Source organism: Brooklawnia cerclae (assembly GCF_011758645.1).
In the GTDB taxonomy this organism is placed as follows: domain Bacteria; phylum Actinomycetota; class Actinomycetes; order Propionibacteriales; family Propionibacteriaceae; genus Brooklawnia; species Brooklawnia cerclae.
The window spans coordinates 2,247,759-2,266,754 of sequence record NZ_JAAMOZ010000001.1; the positions used below are offsets into that span (position 1 = coordinate 2,247,759).

Below are 18,996 nucleotides of genomic sequence, written 5' to 3' on the forward strand. Positions count from 1 at the left end.
GTGTCCAGGGATTTCGAATTCGTCCGTCGCAATGGCCGCAGGGTCGTCCGTGTCGCCGCCAGAGGCCGCGATGTGCTCAACAACCCGATGATCAACTTTGGAACCGCCTTCACCACCGAACAGCGGGAGTCCCTGGGACTCACGGGTCTGATGCCGAGCGCAGTCGTGGGCATGGAGGCCCAGCTCCGCCGCGTCTATCGGCAGTACTCCCACGAGCCCACCGATCTGGCCAAGTACATCTACCTCAGCACGATGCAGGACCGCAACGAGACGCTGTTCTATCGCCTGCTCACCGAGAACATCGAGGAGATGCTGCCGATCGTCTACACCCCGACGATCGGCAAGGCGATCCAGGAGTACAGCCACTGGTATCACAAGCCGCGCGGGGTCTACCTCAACATCGATCATCCCGAGGACATCGTGAATTCGCTGCAGGCCGACGGCCGCGGCGCGGACGACATCGACCTCATCGTCGTCACCGACTCGGAAGGCATCCTGGGCATCGGGGACCAGGGAGTCGGCGGAGTCGCGATCACGGTCGGCAAGCTGAGCGTCTACACGGCCGCGGCGGGGATCCACCCCCACAGGGTGCTGCCCGTCGTCCTCGACACCGGCACCGACAACCTGGACCTGCTCAACGACCCCGGTTATCTGGGCATACGCCACGCCCGGGTGCGCGGTGAGGAGTACGACCAGTTCGTGCGCAGCTTCGTGGACGCGGTCACCGAGTGCTTCCCCCATGCTCTGCTCCACTGGGAGGATTTCGCGGCCGGCAACGCGCATCGCATTCTCGCCCGGTATCGCGACGAGATCTGCACGTTCAACGACGACATCCAGGGAACGGCGGGGGTCGTGGTGGCAGCGCTGCTGTCCGCGGTCAGAACCACCCGGAGTCGGCTGGAGGACCATCGCATCGTCATCCACGGGGCGGGCACCGCGGGGGTCGGCATCGCGAACCTGCTTGTGGACGTGATGGTGAGCGAGGGCATGACGCGGGCTGAAGCCACCCGCCACTTCTGGGGACTGTCGAGCCACGGCCTGCTGATCGAAGGCGGTCGGCAGCGCGATTTCCAGGCCCCGTTCGCCCGGCCCCGCAACGAGGTGGACAACTGGAAGCTGGACGTGCCCGGCGAATACCGCCTGGCGGATGTCATCCGCAACGTGCAGCCCACGATCCTGATCGGCACGTCCGCCCAGGCGGGCGCGTTCACCCGGCCGATCGTCACCGACATGGCCGCGCACTGTGAACGCCCGATCATCATGCCTTTGTCGAACCCGACGGCCCGCGCGGAAGCTCTCCCCTCCGACCTTCTCGACTGGACGGACGGGGCAGCCCTGATCGCGACCGGCTCGCCGTTCGAACCCGTCGTCCACAACGATGTGACCTACAACATCGCACAGGCGAACAACGCGCTGATCTTCCCGGGCATCGGGCTCGGCGTGATCACCTCGCTGGCCTCCCGGGTCACCGACACCATGATCGCCGCTGCCGCTGCCGCCGTCGCCTCGGCGGTCACCGATCGGCGTCCGGGTGCCTCGCTGCTTCCGACCATGACCCAGCTGCGCAGCATCTCGGCCCGCGTCGCGGTCGCCGTCGCGGAGGTCGCGGAGAAGGAGGGCCTTGCGGGACGCGAACTCACCACGCCGATCCAGGAGGTCTACGACAACATGTGGCAGCCGGTGTACCCCGAGGTCGAGGTCATCTGAGGTCTTCCGACTCGGGACGTGGCCAGCTGCCGGCTCAGCGGATGCGCAACTCGTAGCAGGCCACGGCCGCCGCGGCGGCAACGTTCAGCGAGTCGATGCCGTGCCCCATGGGTATGCGCACGACGACGTCGGCCTGGCTCAGCCAGTGCGCGCTGAGCCCGTCGCCTTCGGTCCCCAGCAGCAGGGCGAGCTTGCGGTGCCTGGCGACGAGATCCGCGGCCAGGTCGTCCAGGGTCACCGAATCGTCCCGCAAAGCCATGGCCGCGATCATGAACCCCTGTTCGCGCAGACGCTGCAGGCCCCCGCGCCAGTCGTCCAATCGTGCCCACGGAAGTGAGAACACCGCACCCATGGACGTCTTGATCGCCCGGCGGTAGAGCGGGTCAGCAGCGCGCGGGGCGAGCAGCGCACCGTCCCAGCCGAGCCCGGCCACGCTGCGGAGGATCGCCCCGACATTCGTGTGATCGACGATGTCCTCGCAGACCACCAGACGCTGGGCATCCAGCAGATCGTCCATCCGCCAGCGCGTGACCCGCTCCAATGAGGCCAGCGCTCCTCTGTGCACATGGAATCCGGTGACCCGCTCGGCGAGCGCCTCGTCCACGACGTACACCGGCGCCTCACTGCGTTGCAGAATGTCGGCCAGGCCGTTCAGCCACCGCTCGGCGAGCAGGAACGACCGAGGACGATACCCCGCCTCGACCGCGCGGCGGATCACCTTCTCACCCTCGGCAATGAACAGTCCTTCGTCGGCCTCCAGGCTTCGCCTCAACGAGACGTCCCGCAGGTCGACGTAGTCGTGCAGCCGCTCGTCGTGCGGGTCGTCGATCGAGATCATGTGGGCCACGGGCGGTGATCATAGCCCGGGCCGACGATCGCAAGGCCCCGTGAGACGCGAGACGACCAGGCGAGCGAGCGCAGGCGTCCCGCGTTCCGAAATGCGGCGTCACATCAACGTAACACCTTGTTCGACTAGCCTCCCCGCATATGCGGATCAATTGGCACGCTCATACCGCATTTGCGGAGAGAATCATGCAGACCGCCGGGACAGTCCCGACGGTCCGACGCACGCTGACCGACGACGAGCTCGCAGCCATCATGGCGGGGAGCAAGTAGCCATGGAACCGCTCATCAACTGGAAGGAACTGCAGTTCGCTCGTCTGGGACGCCCAGCGGGCGGGCCGGGCGGTGCGGTCGACTGGAGCGCCATGGCTGCCATGTACGCCCGTATGGCCGAGATGGAAGCCGAGCACACCACCTACCAGGTGGACGCATTCCCCACAGACGCGGCCGACACGGTGCTGGACATCGGTTGTGGTCCGGGGCGGATCAGCATTCCCATGGCACGGCGGGCCGCGAGGGTCACGGCGATGGACTCGGCGTCCGGCATGCTCGACGCCTGCCGCGCCAACGTGGCGGCCGCGGGGCTCGACAATGTCGACTACCTCCAGCTCGACTGGCACGAGGCCGTGGCCGGTGAGAACGTCCCGCTCCACGACATCGTGATCTGCTCACGCACGGTCGCTCTCAGTCAACTCGAGCGGCTGAGCGAGTTCGCCCGCAAACGCGTCGCAGTGGTGATGTGGGCGAACGCGCCGAGCATCCCGCCGATCCTCGATCGCATCTTCGAGGGCGCACAGGACCCTCAGAACTCGATGCGAGGACACGGCTCCCCTGATCGTCGCCTGGCGTACAACGTGCTCTACAACATCGTCTACGACCTCGGCTTCGAGCCGAATGTCGTCGTCGTCCCCGACGGGTTCACCCGCACTTTCGCCACTCCCGAGGAGGAATACGACTACCTTCGCGTCCTGCGGCCCATGCTGCCGGGCGCACAGGCGGAGGCCGCATTCCGCACGAACGTCGACCACTTCACCACCACGAATCCGGACGGGAGCGTGACGTTCCTCGTCACGACCCGGTCAGTGGTGTTGTGGTGGGACGTTCACCCGGCCAGCTACGAGGAGGTCTGGCCGACCCACGCCCACTGATCCTTCCGCACCCAGAGAGGAAGAGACAAACACACCCGACGAGAGGAGACAAGAAGAACACGAAAACTTACCGCATGGAATTCCCAGAGGCGATGACCCGGGCCCGCGTTCGGTGGGCTCGGGTCATTGTTGTCACCTGTCGGCCGCGAAACCGGCCACCCGGCGAACCCGTATCGTTGGACGGGTGAGTCAAGCCCCTCATCAGGCCAAACCGTGGTGGAAGCGCCTCGACTGGTTCCTGATAGCCATCGTCCTGGCGGCGGTCACCGCCACAGTCCTACCCGCGGGGGGCGCCGCCGTCCCCGTGGTCGACTGGGCGTCCACCATCACGATTGCGATCCTGTTCTTTCTCTACGGGGTGCGCCTGAAACCGGCCGAGACGCTCACAGGTCTGCGTCACTGGCGACTGCACACCGTCATCCTCTCGTTCACCTACGTGGCCTTCCCGATCATCGGCCTGGCGCTGAGGCTGCTCGTCCCATCGGTCATCAGCGAGGAGCTCTACCGCGGGCTGCTGTGGGTGTGTCTGCTGCCGTCTACGGTGCAGAGCTCGATCAACTTCACCTCGATCGCACGCGGCAACGTCGCCGCGGCGATCGTCAGCGCTTCCATGTCGAATCTGCTGGGAGTCTTCATCACCCCGCTTCTGGCCATCGCGCTGATGAGCACCACCGGCCTGCACATCGACCCCAGCTCGATCCTCGACATCTCGTTGCAGATCCTGGCGCCGTTCATCCTCGGCCAGCTCTCACGCCGCTGGACCGCCGATTTCGTCGCCCGGCACCCGCGTCTCAAGCTGTTCGACCAGGCATCGATCGTGCTGGTGGTCTACAAGGCCTTCGGCCAGGGCGTGCGCAACGGTATCTGGCAGCGCACCGGTCTCGCCGACATCGCGATCATCCTCGTCGTGAACGCGGTGATACTCGCCCTCATGCTGTGGCTCACCTGGCACGTGGCCGGCTGGCTGCGTTTCAACCGCCGCGACCAGATCGCCATCCAGTTCTGCGGGACGAAGAAGTCGCTCGCCACGGGCGTGCCCATGGCCGCCGTCATGTTCCCTGCAGCCCAGGTCGGCCTGATGGTGCTGCCCCTGATGATCTTCCACCAGATGCAGCTCATGATCTGCAGCACCCTGGCGTCCCGCTATTCCAAGAACGACGAAGCCTGGTTGGACGAGGACAATCGTCCTGGCAATGATGCGAACGAGTAGCCGCACCGATTCACCTGCGTTCTGCGCACTAGCAGGACAAGCACCAAACCGACCGGGCCGATCACGACGGCCTCCCCGGGCCGCGCCATCACTCCAGTTGAGTTGAGCAGTGCATGCCGCCTGCGAACTACGCGGTCGGCACGTGCTCGATGTCCATCCGCGCCGACCAGCGTCCGTCGGCGATCCCCACCTTCAACGGCAGACCGAAAGCCGACGTCATGTTGTCGCTGGTCAGCACCTGATCGATTGGGCCGGCGGCCACCACCTTGCCGTGCGAGAGCAGCAGCGCGTGGCTCACCCCGGCGGGAATCTCCTCCACGTGGTGGGTGACCAGCACGGTGGTGGGCGCGTCCGGATCGAGGCACAGCTCCGACAGCGTCGCGACAAGGATCTCGCGGCCCGCCAGGTCGAGCCCAGCACCGGGCTCGTCCAGCAGCAGAAGCTCGGGATCGGTCATCAGCGCACGAGCGATCTCGACACGCTTGCGCTCGCCCTCGCTCAGCGTGCCGAAGGTGCGATCGGCAAGCTCCGACACGTGGAATTCGCGCATCAGGGCATCCGCACGCCCGTAGTCCTGTTCGTCGTAGCGCTCGTTCCAGCGTCCCACCACGCCGTAGGACGCGGAGACCACCACGTCACGCACCAGTTCGTGCCCAGGAATTCGCACAGCGATCGCGGACGACGACACACCGATGCGGGGCCTCAGTTCGAACACGTCCACGGCACCGAGATATTCGCCGAGCAGTTCCACCACGCCGGTCGTCGGGTGCATCTGGGCGCTGAGCAACTGCAGCAGGGTGGTCTTGCCCGCGCCGTTGGGGCCGATGACGACCCAGCGCTGTCCCTCGTCCACAACAAAATCGACATTGTCGAGCAGGAGCGCCTGTCCGCGTCGAACGCTGACCCCGGCCAACTCGGCTACTGCAACCATGACCTTGCCTTCCTCGGGCCCTCGGGGAAGCGGACCACCGCCCCCGACGATAGCGGGCCCAGCCGCCCGGCGCAGCCGGGCACGCCCCGGCGGATCGCGACGTGGCGTCGGGTGTCGTATGCCCGGGCGTCCACCGCCTCAGAAATGAACGAACACACCGATCACCCAGACCGTGATCGCCAGCCCCGCGCAACCGAACTCGATGAGCATGCCGATCCCTGTCGACTTCAGGGCCACCAACGACGATTCCCATGCCGCGCCCGCGTCCCGCAACCGGAGCCACTCACATGCGTACAGACCGGCGATGAATCCGATGATCAGACCGACGACCGGGATCACGAAGGCCCCGATCACTCCCACCACCGTGGCCACGAGAATCGTGCGGTTGGGGATCTGGCGTTCCTTGAGGCGTTTCCCTGTGAGCAGCCAGGACGCACTCATGCCCGCCAGGGCGCAGGCGGCACCGATACCGAAGACGACCCAGCCGACCGGCCCACCGATGCCGATGGCCCACACGAGCAACCCGACGATCACCAGAATGCTGCCGGGCAGCACGGGGAAGATGACCCCGAGCGCCCCGACGAGCAGGAGCATGCCGGCCACGATCGTCACGACTGCCTCCACGGCTGCTCCTTATCGTCCGTCATCCCCGGCCAGGGCCACCAGGCCCTTGTCGAGCGGGCGTCCCGCCGACGTCGCCCATCGTACCGGGCGGCCTGCATGTGGGCTTCATGCACCAACAAGGCTTCCCTGCGCACTCATCCGGAAGATCACTTTGCTATCGCAAGCACACGGAAAGACCACGATTCAGACGCGGGTCCTACAGGTTCATTCAACTCCGCAATCGATCGCGTTCGACGAATAGCTCTGGCAGTAACGCGGGTAGGAATTGGCGGTATACGCCCCAACTGCCGCGCCTGTGCCGACGCTCCAAGAAACTCTCATTCTGCTGGAAGTCAAGGCCCACGTTTCAACAGTTGCGTTGGACGCTCGTCCTACAACCTTCGAGGAGCCGACTCGCGTACCGGAGCCCTTAATCGCATAAGCGCCGACAGCGTCTCAAAAGTACCGACTCGAAATGTGGGCTGTTCCGCACCAGTATCCTTGCGGCGAGGTCGTATCATCGCCGATTTCACCGTCGGCATAAGCGGGCGACAAAGACAACGACCCAACCACTACTGTCGCTAGCACGGCATTAATGATACGACTTTTCTTACTCGTGATTATTCCCTCTTGTCTCAACCGATTAGGCGCAATAACGCTCCCCAAGAGGCACAGTCGGGGCAGTTGCGGCCGGAGCGGCCACATCCATGGACTTCCGACCGTCATAGGAGTGAATCATCATTTGCTCCTGCCCCGTCGGGTTCACGATGACAACCAGGTTGTTATTGATGAGGCAGTACAAGCCGTCATCGGTGGTCAGATAATCGTATCCATCCTGAACTACTATGTAGCTGATGGGCGCATGGTTCTCATCAGCATAGAAGAAGGCGAACTGTGGCAGATAGCTCACGGGTGCGCCACAGTTAAAAAACGCATGACGCCCCGCATAACTGGCTATCGTACAGACGACATCATCACGGTTCACACCAAGATAAAGGTGGCCATCAGGAACATTTCCGGCTCTTCGCAGTTGAGGGTGTAGTGCGGGGCGGCGCGTCGGTCACCGGATAGGGGTCGAGGTCTTCCGAAGATGGAGGTTCTCACGCCACCCATCCGGAAGACCTCGACGTGCCCGACGCTACCTTCGCTCGCCCTGACCTGACCACATTCGCCCGCCTCGACGAGCTCGGCCTTCAGGTCGTCGGGCAGCGCCTCGAGCCCGACCGGGCGGTCCTGGCCTGCCGGGTCGTCGAGCCCGACGGGTGGTGCCGTCGGTGCGGCTGCGAGGGCACGCCACGCGACACCGTCACCCGCGAGCTCGCGCACGAGCCGCTGGGGTGGCGCCCCACCACGCTGGAGGTCACGGTGCGCCGCTACCGGTGCACCGGATGCGGGCACGTGTGGCGCCAGGACACCACCGCCGCGGCCGAGCCGCGGGCCAAGCTCTCCCGCCGGGGCCTGCGCTGGGCCCTGGAGGGCATCGTCGTCCAGCACCTCACCGTCGCCCGCGTCGCAGAAGGGCTCGGTGTCTCGTGGAACACCGCCAACACCGCGGTCCTGGCCGAAGGAAGCCGCGTCCTGATCGACGACCCGACCCGCTTCGACGGCGTCACGGCCGTCGGCGTGGACGAACACGTGTGGCGCCACACCCGCCGCGGGGACAAGTACGTCACCGTCATCATCGACCTCACCGGCGTCCGGGACGGGACCGGGCCCTCGCGGCTGCTCGACATGGTCGAGGGACGCTCCAAGCAGACGTTCAAGACCTGGCTCGCCGAACGCCCCCAGGCCTGGCGAGACGGCGTCGAGGTCGTCGCTATGGACGGCTTCTCCGGCTTCAAGACCGCCACCACCGAGGAACTGCCCGACGCGGTCGCGGTCATGGATCCCTTCCACGTCGTCCGCCTGGCCGGTGACGCGCTCGATGAGTGCCGCCGCCGCGTCCAGCAGCACACCCGTGGCCACCGCGGCCGCAAGGGCGACCCGCTCTACACCGCCCGCCGCACCCTGCACACCGGCGCCGACCTGCTCACCGACAAGCAGAAGCAACGGCTCGATCGGCTGTTCACCGGGGACGACCACGTCGAGGTCGAGGCCACCTGGGCCGTCTACCAGCGCATGGTCACCGCCTACCGCGAACCCGACCGGACCCGGGGACGAGACCTCATGACCCACCTGATCGCCTCCCTCGCACAGGGAGTCCCGGCCACGCTGACCGAGCTGCGGACCCTGGGCCGTACTCTCAACCGACGCGCTGCCGACGTCCTGGCCTACTTCGACCGCCCCGGCACCTCGAATGGGCCTACCGAGGCCATGAACGGCCGACTCGAACACCTACGCGGCTCCGCCCTCGGCTTCCGCAACCTCACCAACTACATCGCCAGATCGCTCCTCGAGGCCGGCGGATTCAGACCCCGACTACACCCTGGATTCGGATGAGCCACATTTCCGAACCACCGCCACTCATCAGGAAGAGGCACGCCGCCTTTCTTAGCCATCTCGAGAGGCGGATCGTCAAAATCTTGCCTCGGCCGATCAAGCACAGACAACGTGTTTCCCGCAGGTGCGCACGCGCCAAACACTCCGAGCCCCGTCACAAGCACAGCAGTAAGGCAGATCCGGCCGACAACACAGATGCTCCGACGCATCAGAACTCCTGGGGGAAAAGTCCACAACGACTACCCAGATAGGTTCTCCCGCGTGGTCCTGCCACGTCAAGACCCCAATGCCACCCACCCGACAACCACCACGGCGTCTTCGTTGGTCCACCGACGGGCCCGCGCGTGGCAGCAGTTGTGGTCATGCGGTGCTCAGGGCGTTCCGTGCACAAGGCGGCACCGATGCCGCTCGTCCAGGCACACGGCCGACCAGGAGCGTTCCTACTCCGGCCCCATTTCACGGTGCTCGGCCCGGCCGTGACCGCCCGCACCGACGGAGCTCGCCGCACCGGGACGGCCCTCCATGACATGAGGCATGACCCCGTAGACGGCGTCAATGAGTCCCGCCAGAGCATCAGCCACCCGCGCGCCGTCTGCCGTGACCCCGTACTCGACGTGGCGGACGCCCGGAGCCGTACGGGTGACGAACCCGTCGGCCTCGAGGATCTTGAGGGTCTGGGAGAGCATCCGGTCGCTGATACCGCCGACCGCCCTGGCGATCTCGGCGAACCGGAGCTCTCCGGGACGAAGGGCCACCAGGGTGAGCGCACCCCAGCGGCTCATCACATGGTCGAGCACCTCGCGGGAGGTACATCGAGCATCGAAGACATTGAAGGGCATCGGTTTCATGGCGACTTCCGGTTGACGGACTTACTTACTGATATATAGTTCTTACGCCAAGTAAGTTTACCCGAATGGAGGAGTCCATGTCGTTCGCTGTCACCGGCGCCACTGGTGCGCTCGGAACCCTGGTCATCAACGCCCTTGCCGACCGCGTCCCGGCCGACCAGATCGTCGCGCTCGTCCGCGACCTCGGCAAGGCGGCACCGCTGGCCGCCCGGGGCGTAACGGTCCGTGAGTTCGACTACGACCGCTCCGATACCCTCGCCCCTGCACTGGACAGCGTGGACCGGCTCCTGCTGATCTCCTCCAACCAGGTCGGCAGGCGGTTCGCCCAGCACAAGGCCGTGATCGACGCTGCCGTCGGCGCCGGGGTGTCGCGGATCGCCTACACCAGCCTGCTCGGTGCGAAAGCGACCAGCAATCCTCTGGCATCCGAGCACGTCGCCACCGAGGACTACCTGGCCGAATCCGGAGTCACCCCCGTGCTGCTGCGCAACGGCTGGTACACCGAGAACTTCGTCGGCACGCTGCACTCAGCCGCCCAGACCGGCACCGTGCTCACCAGCGCCGGGGAGGGACGGGTCGCCAGCGCCGCGCGCGCCGACTACGCCGAGGCGGCCGCCGCCGCGCTGGCCGCCGACCGGCCCTCGGGAATCTACGAACTCTCCGGTGATGTCGCCTGGACCCAGGCCGACCTGGCCGCAGCGATCGGCGAGGTGCTGGGACGCGAGATCACCGTGCACGACGTGTCGCCCGCCGAACACGCATCGATCCTCGCCGAGGCAGGCGTGGACGCAGGCGCCGCCGGGTTCGCGGTGGCGATCGACGCCACCATCGCCGCGGGTGAACTGGGCATCGTCACCGGCGATCTCAGCCGTCTGATCGGCCGCCCGACCACCCCGCTGATCGACACCCTGCGCGCAGCCGCGTAGAGGCCGAGCGCGGCCTCAGCTTTCTCGGCCGCGGCGCTCCTCCGGATCGTCCAGGCGATTCTGGCACCGGGCGATGCTGCGCGTTGGCTGTCAGGCTCCAGTGGAATGAAGCCCGCCATCGACGTGCACCATCGTCCCGGTGGTCGCGGGGAACCAGTCGCTCATCAGCGCGACCACCGCCTTGGCCACCGGGGTGGCGTCCTTGGGATCCCATCCCAGAGGCGCACGCTGGGCCCACACGTCGTTGAAGGACGCGGACCCCGGAATCGCCTTCTTCGCGATCGTGTCGACCGGGCCTGCGGCCACGAGGTTGCTGCGGATGCCGTCCGGGCCGAGGTAACGGGCCAGGTAGCGGTTGGTCGACTCCAGGGCCGCCTTGGCCACGCCCATCCAGTCGTAGGTGGGCCAGCTGACGGTGGCGTCGAAGGTCAGCCCGACGATCGACGAGCCGGGGACCAGCATGTCGCGCACCGACATCGTGAGGCTCTGCAACGAATAGGCCGACGTGTGCAGGGCGAGCGACACATCGTCCCACCCGGTCTGCAGGAAAGCCCCACCGAGGGCGCGCTCGGGGTTAGCGAACGCGATCGAGTGCACCAGCCCGTCGAGCCGGGCGAAGCCGAGTTCCTTGAGCTGCCCCGGCAGCCCGGCCAGCTGCTCCGGATCGGTGACGTTGAGGTCGATCACCTCGGGCACCGGATCGAGCTTCTTGATGACGCGCCGCGTCAGGCTCATGCCCCGCCCGAAGTTCGACACGATGACGTTGGCACCCTCCTCCTGAGCGATCCGTGCCACCGCGTAGGCGATCGACGTGTTCAGCGTCACGCCGGTGACGAACACGTTCTTGCCCTCAAGAATGCCCATGTCAGTTCCCCATTCCCAGGCCACCGTCCACGGGGACGACCGCCCCGGTGACGTAGCCCGCCTCGTCCGACACCAGATACCTCACCGCGTTCGCGACATCCGCGGCCGTCCCCATGCGGCCCACCGGGATACGCTCCGCATACGCCTTGCGAGTCGCCTCGTCCAGCACCTCGGTCATCTCCGTCTGGATGAAACCCGGGGTGACGACGTTGGCCGTCACACCGCGTCCCCCAAGTTCGCGTGCCACGCTGCGCATCATGCCGATCAGCCCGGCCTTCGTGGACGCGTAGTTGACCTGCCCGGCCGACCCCAGCAGTGCCACCACCGAGCTGATGGCGACGATGCGCCCGAAGCGCTGCCTCACCATGCCCCTGGTCGCGCGCCGCACCACCCGGTAAGCACCCGTGAGGTTGATGTCGACCACCTGCTGCCAGTCGTCGTCGCTCATGCGCATGAGCAACGTGTCGCGTGTGATCCCCGCGTTCGCGACGAGCACCTCGACCGGCCCGAGTTCGGCCTCCACCGTGGCGAAACCCGCGTCCACGGCCTGCGGATCGGTGATGTCACAGGCCACGCCGAGCACCCCGGCGGGGGCGGCGTCCGACCTGGCGAAACCCGCCACCCGGTACCCGGAATCTCGGAGTGTCTCGGCGATCGCGGCACCGATGCCGCGGCTCGCCCCGGTGATCAGGGCGACCCGGCCCTGTCGGTCGACGGATTCAGTCACGATCCCCAACCTAACGGCCGTCCGCCTCGGCCCGCCGCGCGACCGCCACAAAAACGCGGCGCCATCGTTGGCGGATTTGGGCAAGGATAGGGGGCGGCACTTTTCGGACGATCGTCAGAACGGCAGGCTCATGCGACTCGGATTGAACAACAAGGTCTTCCTCGTCACCGCTGCGAGCGGTGGCCTCGGTCTCGCGACGGCGCGTGCCCTGGTGGACGAGGGCGCAGGCGTGCTGCTCACCTCACGCAGCCAGGAACGGCTCGACCGAGCGGTGAGCATACTCGGCGGCACCCAGCAGGCGATCGGGCTGGCCGCAGACCTGTCCGACCCGCACGCGGCCGACCTCGCCGTCAAGGCCGCCCTGGACAGCTTCGGGCGGATCGACGGAGCGTTCGTCAGCGCGGGCGGCCCGCCCAAGGGACACGTCGCCGAGGTCAGCGACGAGCAGTGGCGGGCGAGCTTCGACTCGGTGTTCCTGGGCGCGATGCGGGTCGTCCGCGCCATCGTCGCCGTGAACCGTGCCGCGACTCTCGGGTTCGTCCTGTCGACCTCCGTGAAGGTGCCACTGACCAACATGGCATTGAGCAACGGGCTGCGTCCGGGCCTCGGCATGCTGGTGAAGCAACTCGCTGACGAGATCGGCCCCGACGGCGGCCGGGCCTTCGGCATGATGCCCGGTTCCATCGCCACGCAACGGCTCATCGACCTCAACAAGGGAACTCCCGATCCGGATGCGGCCCGCGCGGCCTCGGAGGCCGCGATCCCGCTTCGCCGCTTCGGCCAGCCGGAGGAGTTCGGACGGGTCGCCGCGTTCCTGATGTCGGAGGCCGCGTCCTACGTCACCGGATGCGTGATCCCGGTCGACGGCGGCTCACTACGCTCCCTGTGAGCCGATGCCCGAGCCTGGTCAGCGATCGGATGCCATGAGCGGCCCGGACGCCACGAACCGGTTGGACGCCGCGATAGGCCTACTGGCCTGCCCTGTGTGCGGCTCACAGTTCCGTCGCGTCGAGCGAGTGCTGCAGTGCACGATGCGGCACTCGTTCGACATCGCCCGGCAGGGTTACGTCAACCTGCTCGGCCGCAAGCCGCCGCACAACGCCGACACCCCCGACATGATCGCCGCGCGCGAACGGTTCCTGTCGGGCGGGCACTACTCCCCCATCCGCGACGCCGTCGTGGCAGCCTGCCCGCCGAGGGAGTCGGTGATCGAGGTCGGTGCGGGCACGGGGTACTACCTGTCGGGGGTGGTCGCTGCCCGTCGTCCCACTGGGCACCTGGCCCTGGACGTATCGGTCGCCGCCGTCCGCCGCACTGCCGCGGCCGGCCTGGCCGCTGCCGTCGCCGACACGTGGGCGGGCCTGCCGGTGGCCGACGCCTGCGCCGGCATCGTGCTGTGCGTCTTCGCACCGCGGAACCCGGCCGAGTTCGACCGAGTGCTCCGTCCCGGTGGACGGGTGGTCGTCGTCACTCCGCAACCTGGCCACCTCGCAGGCCTGCGGCACGACCTCGGCCTGCTCGACATACCGGTCGACAAGGAAGATCGCCTGGACGAGTCCTTGGCGGCGGCAGGACTTCGCCTCGCGAGCCGGACTGCCGTGCGATTCGATCGGACGCTCACCCCCCACGAGGTCGCCGATCTCGTGGGGATGGGCCCGAATGCCTTCCACCATCGTTCGACTCTCACGGACGGGGCGGGTGGGGCGTCGTCCACCATCGACGTCGCTGTCGACATCAGCACGTTCGTCCAGGCGTGAGGCTTCACCGGTCTCGCCGGCCTCGCACGCGCGTCGGGCCGGGACCCACGGCACTCTTCACGCGGCCCGCGTGACCTCACGCGGGCGCTGTCATTTCCCGCGAGCGCTATATCACCCGCGGCAGTACATACGACTCGCGTGATTCACACAGCACCCGCGGGAGCACCTGTACTTGTTCTTGGCACGGCCATGTTCAGCCGACGCAGGTGAATGCGGCTTCGGTTCCCTGGTGCCCGAGGTCCTGCAGGTCGCCTCGCCATGACGTGTAGGTGTCGAAGCCCCAGATCGTCTCGCTCGTGTCGAGCCGGACCCGCGCGACCGAGATGATCTCGGTTTCTGGGACCAGCGGGTACGGCGCCAGATAGGCGCGTTTGCTGATCGGCGGCACCGAGCCCCGGTCGGACGGGTCGGACCACGCGAAGATCGCCCACTGCCCGGACGGCGAGGTCACGACGGCGCCGATCGGCATATGGACGTCATCACGCCGCGGTCTGCCCTTGGCGCTGGTCGGGTCGAGCATCCAGTCGACGAACTCGTCAGGGGCTTGAACGCAGTCGACGAACTCGATCGACGGAGTGAACCCATCGGGATACTCGACGACGTCGGTGTGGTAATTGCGCGTCGGACTCGGCGCGATCGCCACCGAGGACGGCACAGCGGGGGCCGACGTCGGCGAGGGCTCGGACGGCGCGTCCGGCTGTGAGGACGCAGGCGCGCACCCGGCCACCAGCAGCACGGACAGCACCCGAGGTGAGACAGCCGCATTCCTTCCTCCGTCACCTCCACTATTACGTGATCGCTAACGATATTTCCCGAAAGGATGTGGCCCTCGGTTGCCTTGTAACCGATTATCAGACTTATGAGAATGCAAGTCACCAAAAGTAGAACTCGAAGAATTTTCTTTAGAGGGCCTTCGCTTGCAGCATTATCACTAGACACAATCTGCCGTCCTATGATACCCACCAGTCGATGAACTCGTCAGGGGGCTTGAACGCAACCGACGAACTCGATCGGCGGAGTGAACCCATCGGGATACTCGACAACGTCGGTGCGGACAACAGGTGATGTCGTCCACAAATGTGGGGAGTCAATCGGCGAACTATTCTCTCGAAAGCTCCTTCTTGACGACTGAGCAACGTCTTCTTAGGCGGGCAAAGCCTGTAGCGCTTGGTGAGTAAAATACGCGGCTGCGATACCGAGTCCGACCTCAATTACAACCAAGGCGGCAAAAAGTTTCCATTTCGGGACAAAGAAAAGCACTGCCGAACCAACGGGCAGCAGCGACGCAGCGATGAAAAAGATCCTCAAAGTTATCCGGTTTAAACGCGCGATGTGTTGCCAGACTGGGTCAGACGGGTTATAAATGTAGTCATCGGACCCTATCCCCACCGTTATCAGCCTATACAATATATATAGACTGATAACGAGAGCGGAGTGGAAGAACGCCAAACCGGGCCATACATTGCGCCCCCTCTTTTGCATATCTGGCATGATTCTCGGTTCATCAGACAAACTGGGCTCCTTGGCAACGCGCTCCATATTAGATTATGACTCTCCTAGCAGGGCGGTCGATTCTGGCGGCCAAGAAGGCCTCTATCCGTTTTGTCGTCATTGTTCATGAGGTTGCTCTTTATGCATCGGCTGTGATGATTTGGTGCCCGACAGCGGCAGCAATTTCTTGGAGTTTAGCATCTGGTGACCCCAGGACTATTTCAGAGTGGGAGGGTTGGGGCGTGTCATAGGTGCCTCCCCAGTTGACGGCTGGGGCTCCGCTGTGTGGCGTGGTTGTGGCAGACAGGCCGAACAGTGGTGTTTCGAAGATGCCACCGGCGGGGTCGAGCCGGAATTGGACGAGCCACCCGTTGGCGCTGGCCCAGCCGGAGAATAGATCACCCACGCGTTGTTCGGCTTCATCGACTTGTGCCTGAACGTCCGGCGGGAAGCCCGGGGTGGGTGGTTCCGGGGTAGGGTCAGCTCGCGCAACTGCGGGTAGGCCCATCGTTTCCCACGAGGGCCGTTGTGACGCCAGCAAACAGGTACGTTCATCCGCGGTTGAGGACGCCGCTGTGGCGCAGCTCTCATGCGAGCGCCGTCGCTTCCAGCAGGCGCTACACCACCCGCGGCAACGCGACCCAGAAGGTACAGGGGCCGACTCGCGCTGGGCGATCCAGCATTCCTCAGGCCAGCGAGACCAACTCGGCGTAGTCCTCGTTCCAGAGATCCTCGGTGCCATCGGGCAGGACGATCACCCGGTCGGGCTCCAACGCGTGCACAGCCCCCTCGTCGTGGGTGACCAGCACGATCGCCCCCGCGTAGTGGCGGATCGCGTTCAGTACCTGCTCCCGGGATGCCGGATCGAGGTTGTTGGTCGGCTCGTCCAGCAGAAGCACATTGGCCGCCGACACCACCAGCGTCGCCAGGGCCAGGCGTGTCTTCTCACCACCCGACAGGACGCGGGCCGGCTTGTGGTCGTCGTCCCCGGTGAACAAGAACCCACCCAGCACCTTGCGGGCGTCGGTCTCGTTGAGGTTCGGCGCAGCGTCCATCATGTTCTCCAGCACCGTGCGCTCGGGGTCGAGCAGATCGTGCTCCTGGGCGAAATACCCGATCTTGAGGCCGTGCCCGGCAACGACCTCGCCCGTGTCGGGTTCCTCCAACCCCATGAGCAGGCGGAGCAGCGTCGTCTTGCCCGCGCCGTTGAACCCCAGGATCACCACCCGCGAACCTCGGTCGACGGCCAGGTCGACGCCGGTGAACACTTCCAGCGACCCGTAGCTCTTCGACAGGTCGTGAGCCGACAGCGGGGTCTTGCCACACGGTGCCGGGGTGGGGAAGGTGATCTTGGCCACCTTGTCCTGGGCACGCTCGCCCTCCACACCCGCCAGCAGGCGTTCGGCACGCCGCGCCATGTTCTGGGCGGCGGTGGCCTTCGTCGCCTTGGCCCCGAGACGCTCGGCCTGCGTCAGCAGCTGTGCGGCCTTGCGCTCGGCGTTCTGCCGTTCCCGCTTGCGGCGCTTCTCGTCGGTCTCCCGCTGCTGCAGGTAGGCCTTCCAGCCCATGGAGTACTGGTCGAGGGTGGCCCGGTTGGCGTCCAGATGAAAAACCTTGGTCACCGTGGCGTCCAGCAGCCCCGTGTCGTGGCTGATCATGATCACGCCGCCGGCGTAGGTCTTGATGAAGTCGCGCAACCACACGATCGAGTCGGCGTCCAGGTGGTTGGTGGGCTCGTCCAGCAGCAGCGTCTCGGCGTTGCTGAACAGGATCCTCGCCAGCTCGACGCGCCGCCGCTGACCACCCGACAGCTCGTGCAGCGGCTGGCCCAGCACCCGGTCGGGCAGGCCGAGGTTGGCGGCGATGCGCGCCGCCTCCGACTCGGCCGCGTACCCGCCGGCCGCCATGAGCTCGGCCTCGGCCCGCGCATACGACGCCATGGCGCGTTCCTGCTCGTCGCCCTGCGTGGTGGCCATGAGCTCCTCGAAACGGTGGAGCCGTTCGAGGATGCTGTCGAGCCCGCGGACACTCAGGATGCGGTCACGGGCGAGCGTCGACAGATCGGACTCCCTCGGATCCTGCGGGAGGTAGCCGATCCGACCGGCGCGGCTCACCTGCCCGGCAGCGGGCAAGGACTCCCCCGCGAGGATTCGCATGGTCGTCGTCTTCCCGGCGCCGTTCCGGCCGACGAGGCCGATCCTGTCGCCGGGGTTGACCCGGAAAGTGGTGGGTTCGAGCAACAGCCGCGCGCCCGCGCGGACCTCGAGGTCTGATGCCTGCAACATGTCGTCGTCCATTCTCCCCGGTCAGGGGCGTCAGACCAATTCGGCGTCTACGACGCGCCCGCCGAACGCCGCTATCGTGAACCTGTGTCGAGGCGCATGTTCATCGCCGTGCTCCCACCGGCCCAGGTCATCGAACACCTGGCAGACCAGATCGAGCACGTCGGTCCACCCGCCGGGCGTCCGCGCATGACCACCCCGGGCTCGTGGCACATCACCTGCGCGTTTCTGGGTGAGGTGGACGACGATCGGGCGGACCGGCTCGCCGACGCGCTCCCCGATCACGCCGCGGGCATCGAACCCTTCCCCCTGCGGTTGGCGGGAATCGGTGCCTTCCCCGACCTGGCGACGCCGAGGCACTGGTGGGTCGGGGTGGACGATCCCACCGGACGCCTGGCCACGCTGTTCCGCGCCTGCCGACAGGCCTGCCGCGAGTCAGGAATCGCTGTCGGCCGCGCGGCCCAACTCGCACACCTGACCGTCGCGCGCGGCAAACCCGCTCCCGACCCGGAGTGGGCGGCTGCGTGGCAGGGGTATCTCGGGCCGGAGTGGACGGTGGACGGCCTCGACCTGATGGTCTCGGTGCTGAGCGGCACCGGAGCCCACTACAGCTCGATCGCCCGTTTCCCTCTCGGTCGTTGAGTGTTTCGCCCTCGGCCGTTGAGCGTTTTGCCTCCGGTCGTTGAGCTTGTCGAAACGACTTCCCTTCGACAGGCTCAGGGAGCATACAGTCCCTTCGACAGGCTCAGGGGGCGTGGTTCGACAGGCTCAAGGAGCGTACTCGGCCCCTCGATGCCGGTCTCAGATCATGAAGCCGATCGCGCGCAACTGCTCGCGTCCGTCCTCGGTGATCATGTCGAGGTTCCACGGCGGCATCCAGATCCAGTTGATCGTGACGCTGCGGGCGAGTTGCCCGAGCACGGCCTGGGCCTCCCACTCGATCTGGTCTGTCAATGGACAGGCGGCGCTGGTCAGCGTCATGTCGATGGTCACGTTGAGGTCGTCGTCGATGTCGAGGTCGTAGACCAGGCCGAGGTCGACGACGTTGACCATCAGTTCGGGATCGACGACCTCCTTCAGGCCTTCGAGGAGGACAGCCTTCTTCTCCTCCTTGCTCGACTCCGCCCAGGTGGTGCCGGCCTTGGGCGCGTCCGGCAGGTCGTCGCGAACCAGGTCGGACGGACGAGGCTGCTCGAACGGGTAGGACTCCATCGGCATGC

General features: G+C 66.2%; 18 protein-coding genes. 8 read left to right on the plus strand and 10 right to left on the minus strand.

The window, feature by feature from the left end; translation table 11 throughout:
• The first annotated feature begins 87 nt into the window (after window positions 1-87).
• Entirely contained in the window at window positions 88-1,707 is a 1,620-nt protein-coding gene (locus FB473_RS10475) for an NAD-dependent malic enzyme (RefSeq protein ID WP_243863919.1), read from the plus strand.
• Window positions 1,708-1,741: 34 nt separating this feature from the next.
• On the opposite strand, the gene FB473_RS10480 is transcribed toward FB473_RS10475, so the two are convergent.
• Entirely contained in the window at window positions 1,742-2,554 is an 813-nt protein-coding gene (locus FB473_RS10480; protein ID WP_167167160.1) for a TrmH family RNA methyltransferase, read from the minus strand.
• Between the two features lie 271 nt (window positions 2,555-2,825).
• Here FB473_RS10480 and FB473_RS10485 point away from each other — a divergent pair, with 271 nt between their 5' ends.
• A complete protein-coding gene (locus FB473_RS10485; RefSeq protein WP_167167163.1) occupies window positions 2,826-3,698 on the plus strand; it encodes a class I SAM-dependent methyltransferase in 873 nt (290 codons plus the stop codon).
• Window positions 3,699-3,882: 184 nt separating this feature from the next.
• Window positions 3,883-4,908 carry a bile acid:sodium symporter gene (locus FB473_RS10490; protein ID WP_167167166.1) on the plus strand — a complete coding sequence of 342 codons (1,026 nt, stop codon included), beginning with the start codon at window positions 3,883-3,885 and terminating at the stop codon, window positions 4,906-4,908.
• Window positions 4,909-5,035: 127 nt separating this feature from the next.
• On the opposite strand, the gene FB473_RS10495 is transcribed toward FB473_RS10490, so the two are convergent.
• The 3 genes from FB473_RS10495 to FB473_RS10505 all read right to left on the minus strand — a co-directional run bounded on the left by FB473_RS10495 (window position 5,036) and on the right by FB473_RS10505 (window position 7,352).
• A complete protein-coding gene (locus FB473_RS10495) occupies window positions 5,036-5,839 on the minus strand; it encodes an ABC transporter ATP-binding protein (protein WP_167167169.1) in 804 nt (267 codons plus the stop codon).
• Between the two features lie 138 nt (window positions 5,840-5,977).
• Window positions 5,978-6,463: a DUF456 family protein gene (locus FB473_RS10500; RefSeq protein ID WP_208390518.1), complete on the minus strand. Its 486-nt coding sequence runs from the start codon at window positions 6,461-6,463 to the stop codon at window positions 5,978-5,980.
• Window positions 6,464-7,085: 622 nt separating this feature from the next.
• Window positions 7,086-7,352, minus strand: a complete 267-nt coding sequence (locus FB473_RS10505) for a hypothetical protein (RefSeq protein ID WP_167167172.1) — start codon at window positions 7,350-7,352, stop codon at window positions 7,086-7,088.
• Window positions 7,353-7,570: 218 nt separating this feature from the next.
• Between FB473_RS10505 and FB473_RS10510 the strand changes: the two genes are divergently transcribed.
• Window positions 7,571-8,881, plus strand: a complete 1,311-nt coding sequence (locus FB473_RS10510) for an ISL3 family transposase (RefSeq protein ID WP_167166414.1) — start codon at window positions 7,571-7,573, stop codon at window positions 8,879-8,881.
• Between the two features lie 440 nt (window positions 8,882-9,321).
• Here FB473_RS10510 and FB473_RS10515 read toward each other — a convergent pair whose 3' ends face one another.
• Complete coding sequence (locus FB473_RS10515; RefSeq protein ID WP_167167175.1) at window positions 9,322-9,729, minus strand: winged helix-turn-helix transcriptional regulator; 408 nt, start codon at window positions 9,727-9,729, stop codon at window positions 9,322-9,324.
• Between the two features lie 77 nt (window positions 9,730-9,806).
• Between FB473_RS10515 and FB473_RS10520 the strand changes: the two genes are divergently transcribed.
• A complete protein-coding gene (locus tag FB473_RS10520; RefSeq protein WP_167167178.1) occupies window positions 9,807-10,655 on the plus strand; it encodes an NAD(P)H-binding protein in 849 nt (282 codons plus the stop codon).
• Window positions 10,656-10,745: 90 nt separating this feature from the next.
• On the opposite strand, the gene fabI is transcribed toward FB473_RS10520, so the two are convergent.
• Together fabI and fabG are read right to left on the minus strand one after the other, a co-directional pair.
• Window positions 10,746-11,519, minus strand: coding sequence for an enoyl-ACP reductase FabI (fabI, locus tag FB473_RS10525; RefSeq protein ID WP_167167181.1), 774 nt, complete (start codon window positions 11,517-11,519; stop codon window positions 10,746-10,748).
• A 1-nt stretch (window position 11,520) separates the two neighbouring features.
• Window positions 11,521-12,246: a 3-oxoacyl-ACP reductase FabG gene (gene fabG / locus FB473_RS10530; RefSeq protein WP_167167184.1), complete on the minus strand. Its 726-nt coding sequence runs from the start codon at window positions 12,244-12,246 to the stop codon at window positions 11,521-11,523.
• A gap of 130 nt (window positions 12,247-12,376) precedes the next feature.
• Here fabG and FB473_RS10535 point away from each other — a divergent pair, with 130 nt between their 5' ends.
• Both FB473_RS10535 and FB473_RS10540 read left to right on the plus strand, forming a co-directional pair.
• Window positions 12,377-13,135, plus strand: coding sequence for an SDR family oxidoreductase (locus FB473_RS10535; RefSeq protein WP_167167187.1), 759 nt, complete (start codon window positions 12,377-12,379; stop codon window positions 13,133-13,135).
• 34 nt (window positions 13,136-13,169) lie between these two features.
• A complete protein-coding gene (locus FB473_RS10540; RefSeq protein WP_167167190.1) occupies window positions 13,170-14,003 on the plus strand; it encodes a putative RNA methyltransferase in 834 nt (277 codons plus the stop codon).
• A 193-nt stretch (window positions 14,004-14,196) separates the two neighbouring features.
• Here the strand turns inward: FB473_RS10540 and FB473_RS10545 are convergent, their stop codons facing one another.
• A complete protein-coding gene (locus FB473_RS10545) occupies window positions 14,197-14,739 on the minus strand; it encodes a hypothetical protein (RefSeq protein WP_167167192.1) in 543 nt (180 codons plus the stop codon).
• Window positions 14,740-16,180: 1,441 nt separating this feature from the next.
• Window positions 16,181-17,779 carry an ABC-F family ATP-binding cassette domain-containing protein gene (locus tag FB473_RS10550; RefSeq protein WP_167167195.1) on the minus strand — a complete coding sequence of 533 codons (1,599 nt, stop codon included), beginning with the start codon at window positions 17,777-17,779 and terminating at the stop codon, window positions 16,181-16,183.
• An 84-nt stretch (window positions 17,780-17,863) separates the two neighbouring features.
• Here FB473_RS10550 and thpR point away from each other — a divergent pair, with 84 nt between their 5' ends.
• Window positions 17,864-18,418: an RNA 2',3'-cyclic phosphodiesterase gene (gene thpR, locus FB473_RS10555; RefSeq protein ID WP_167167198.1), complete on the plus strand. Its 555-nt coding sequence runs from the start codon at window positions 17,864-17,866 to the stop codon at window positions 18,416-18,418.
• A gap of 159 nt (window positions 18,419-18,577) precedes the next feature.
• Here thpR and FB473_RS10560 read toward each other — a convergent pair whose 3' ends face one another.
• On the minus strand, window positions 18,578-18,994 hold the full coding sequence (locus FB473_RS10560; protein WP_341770136.1) for a metal-sulfur cluster assembly factor: 417 nt from the start codon (window positions 18,992-18,994) through the stop codon (window positions 18,578-18,580).
• Between the last annotated feature and the right edge of the window lie 2 nt (window positions 18,995-18,996).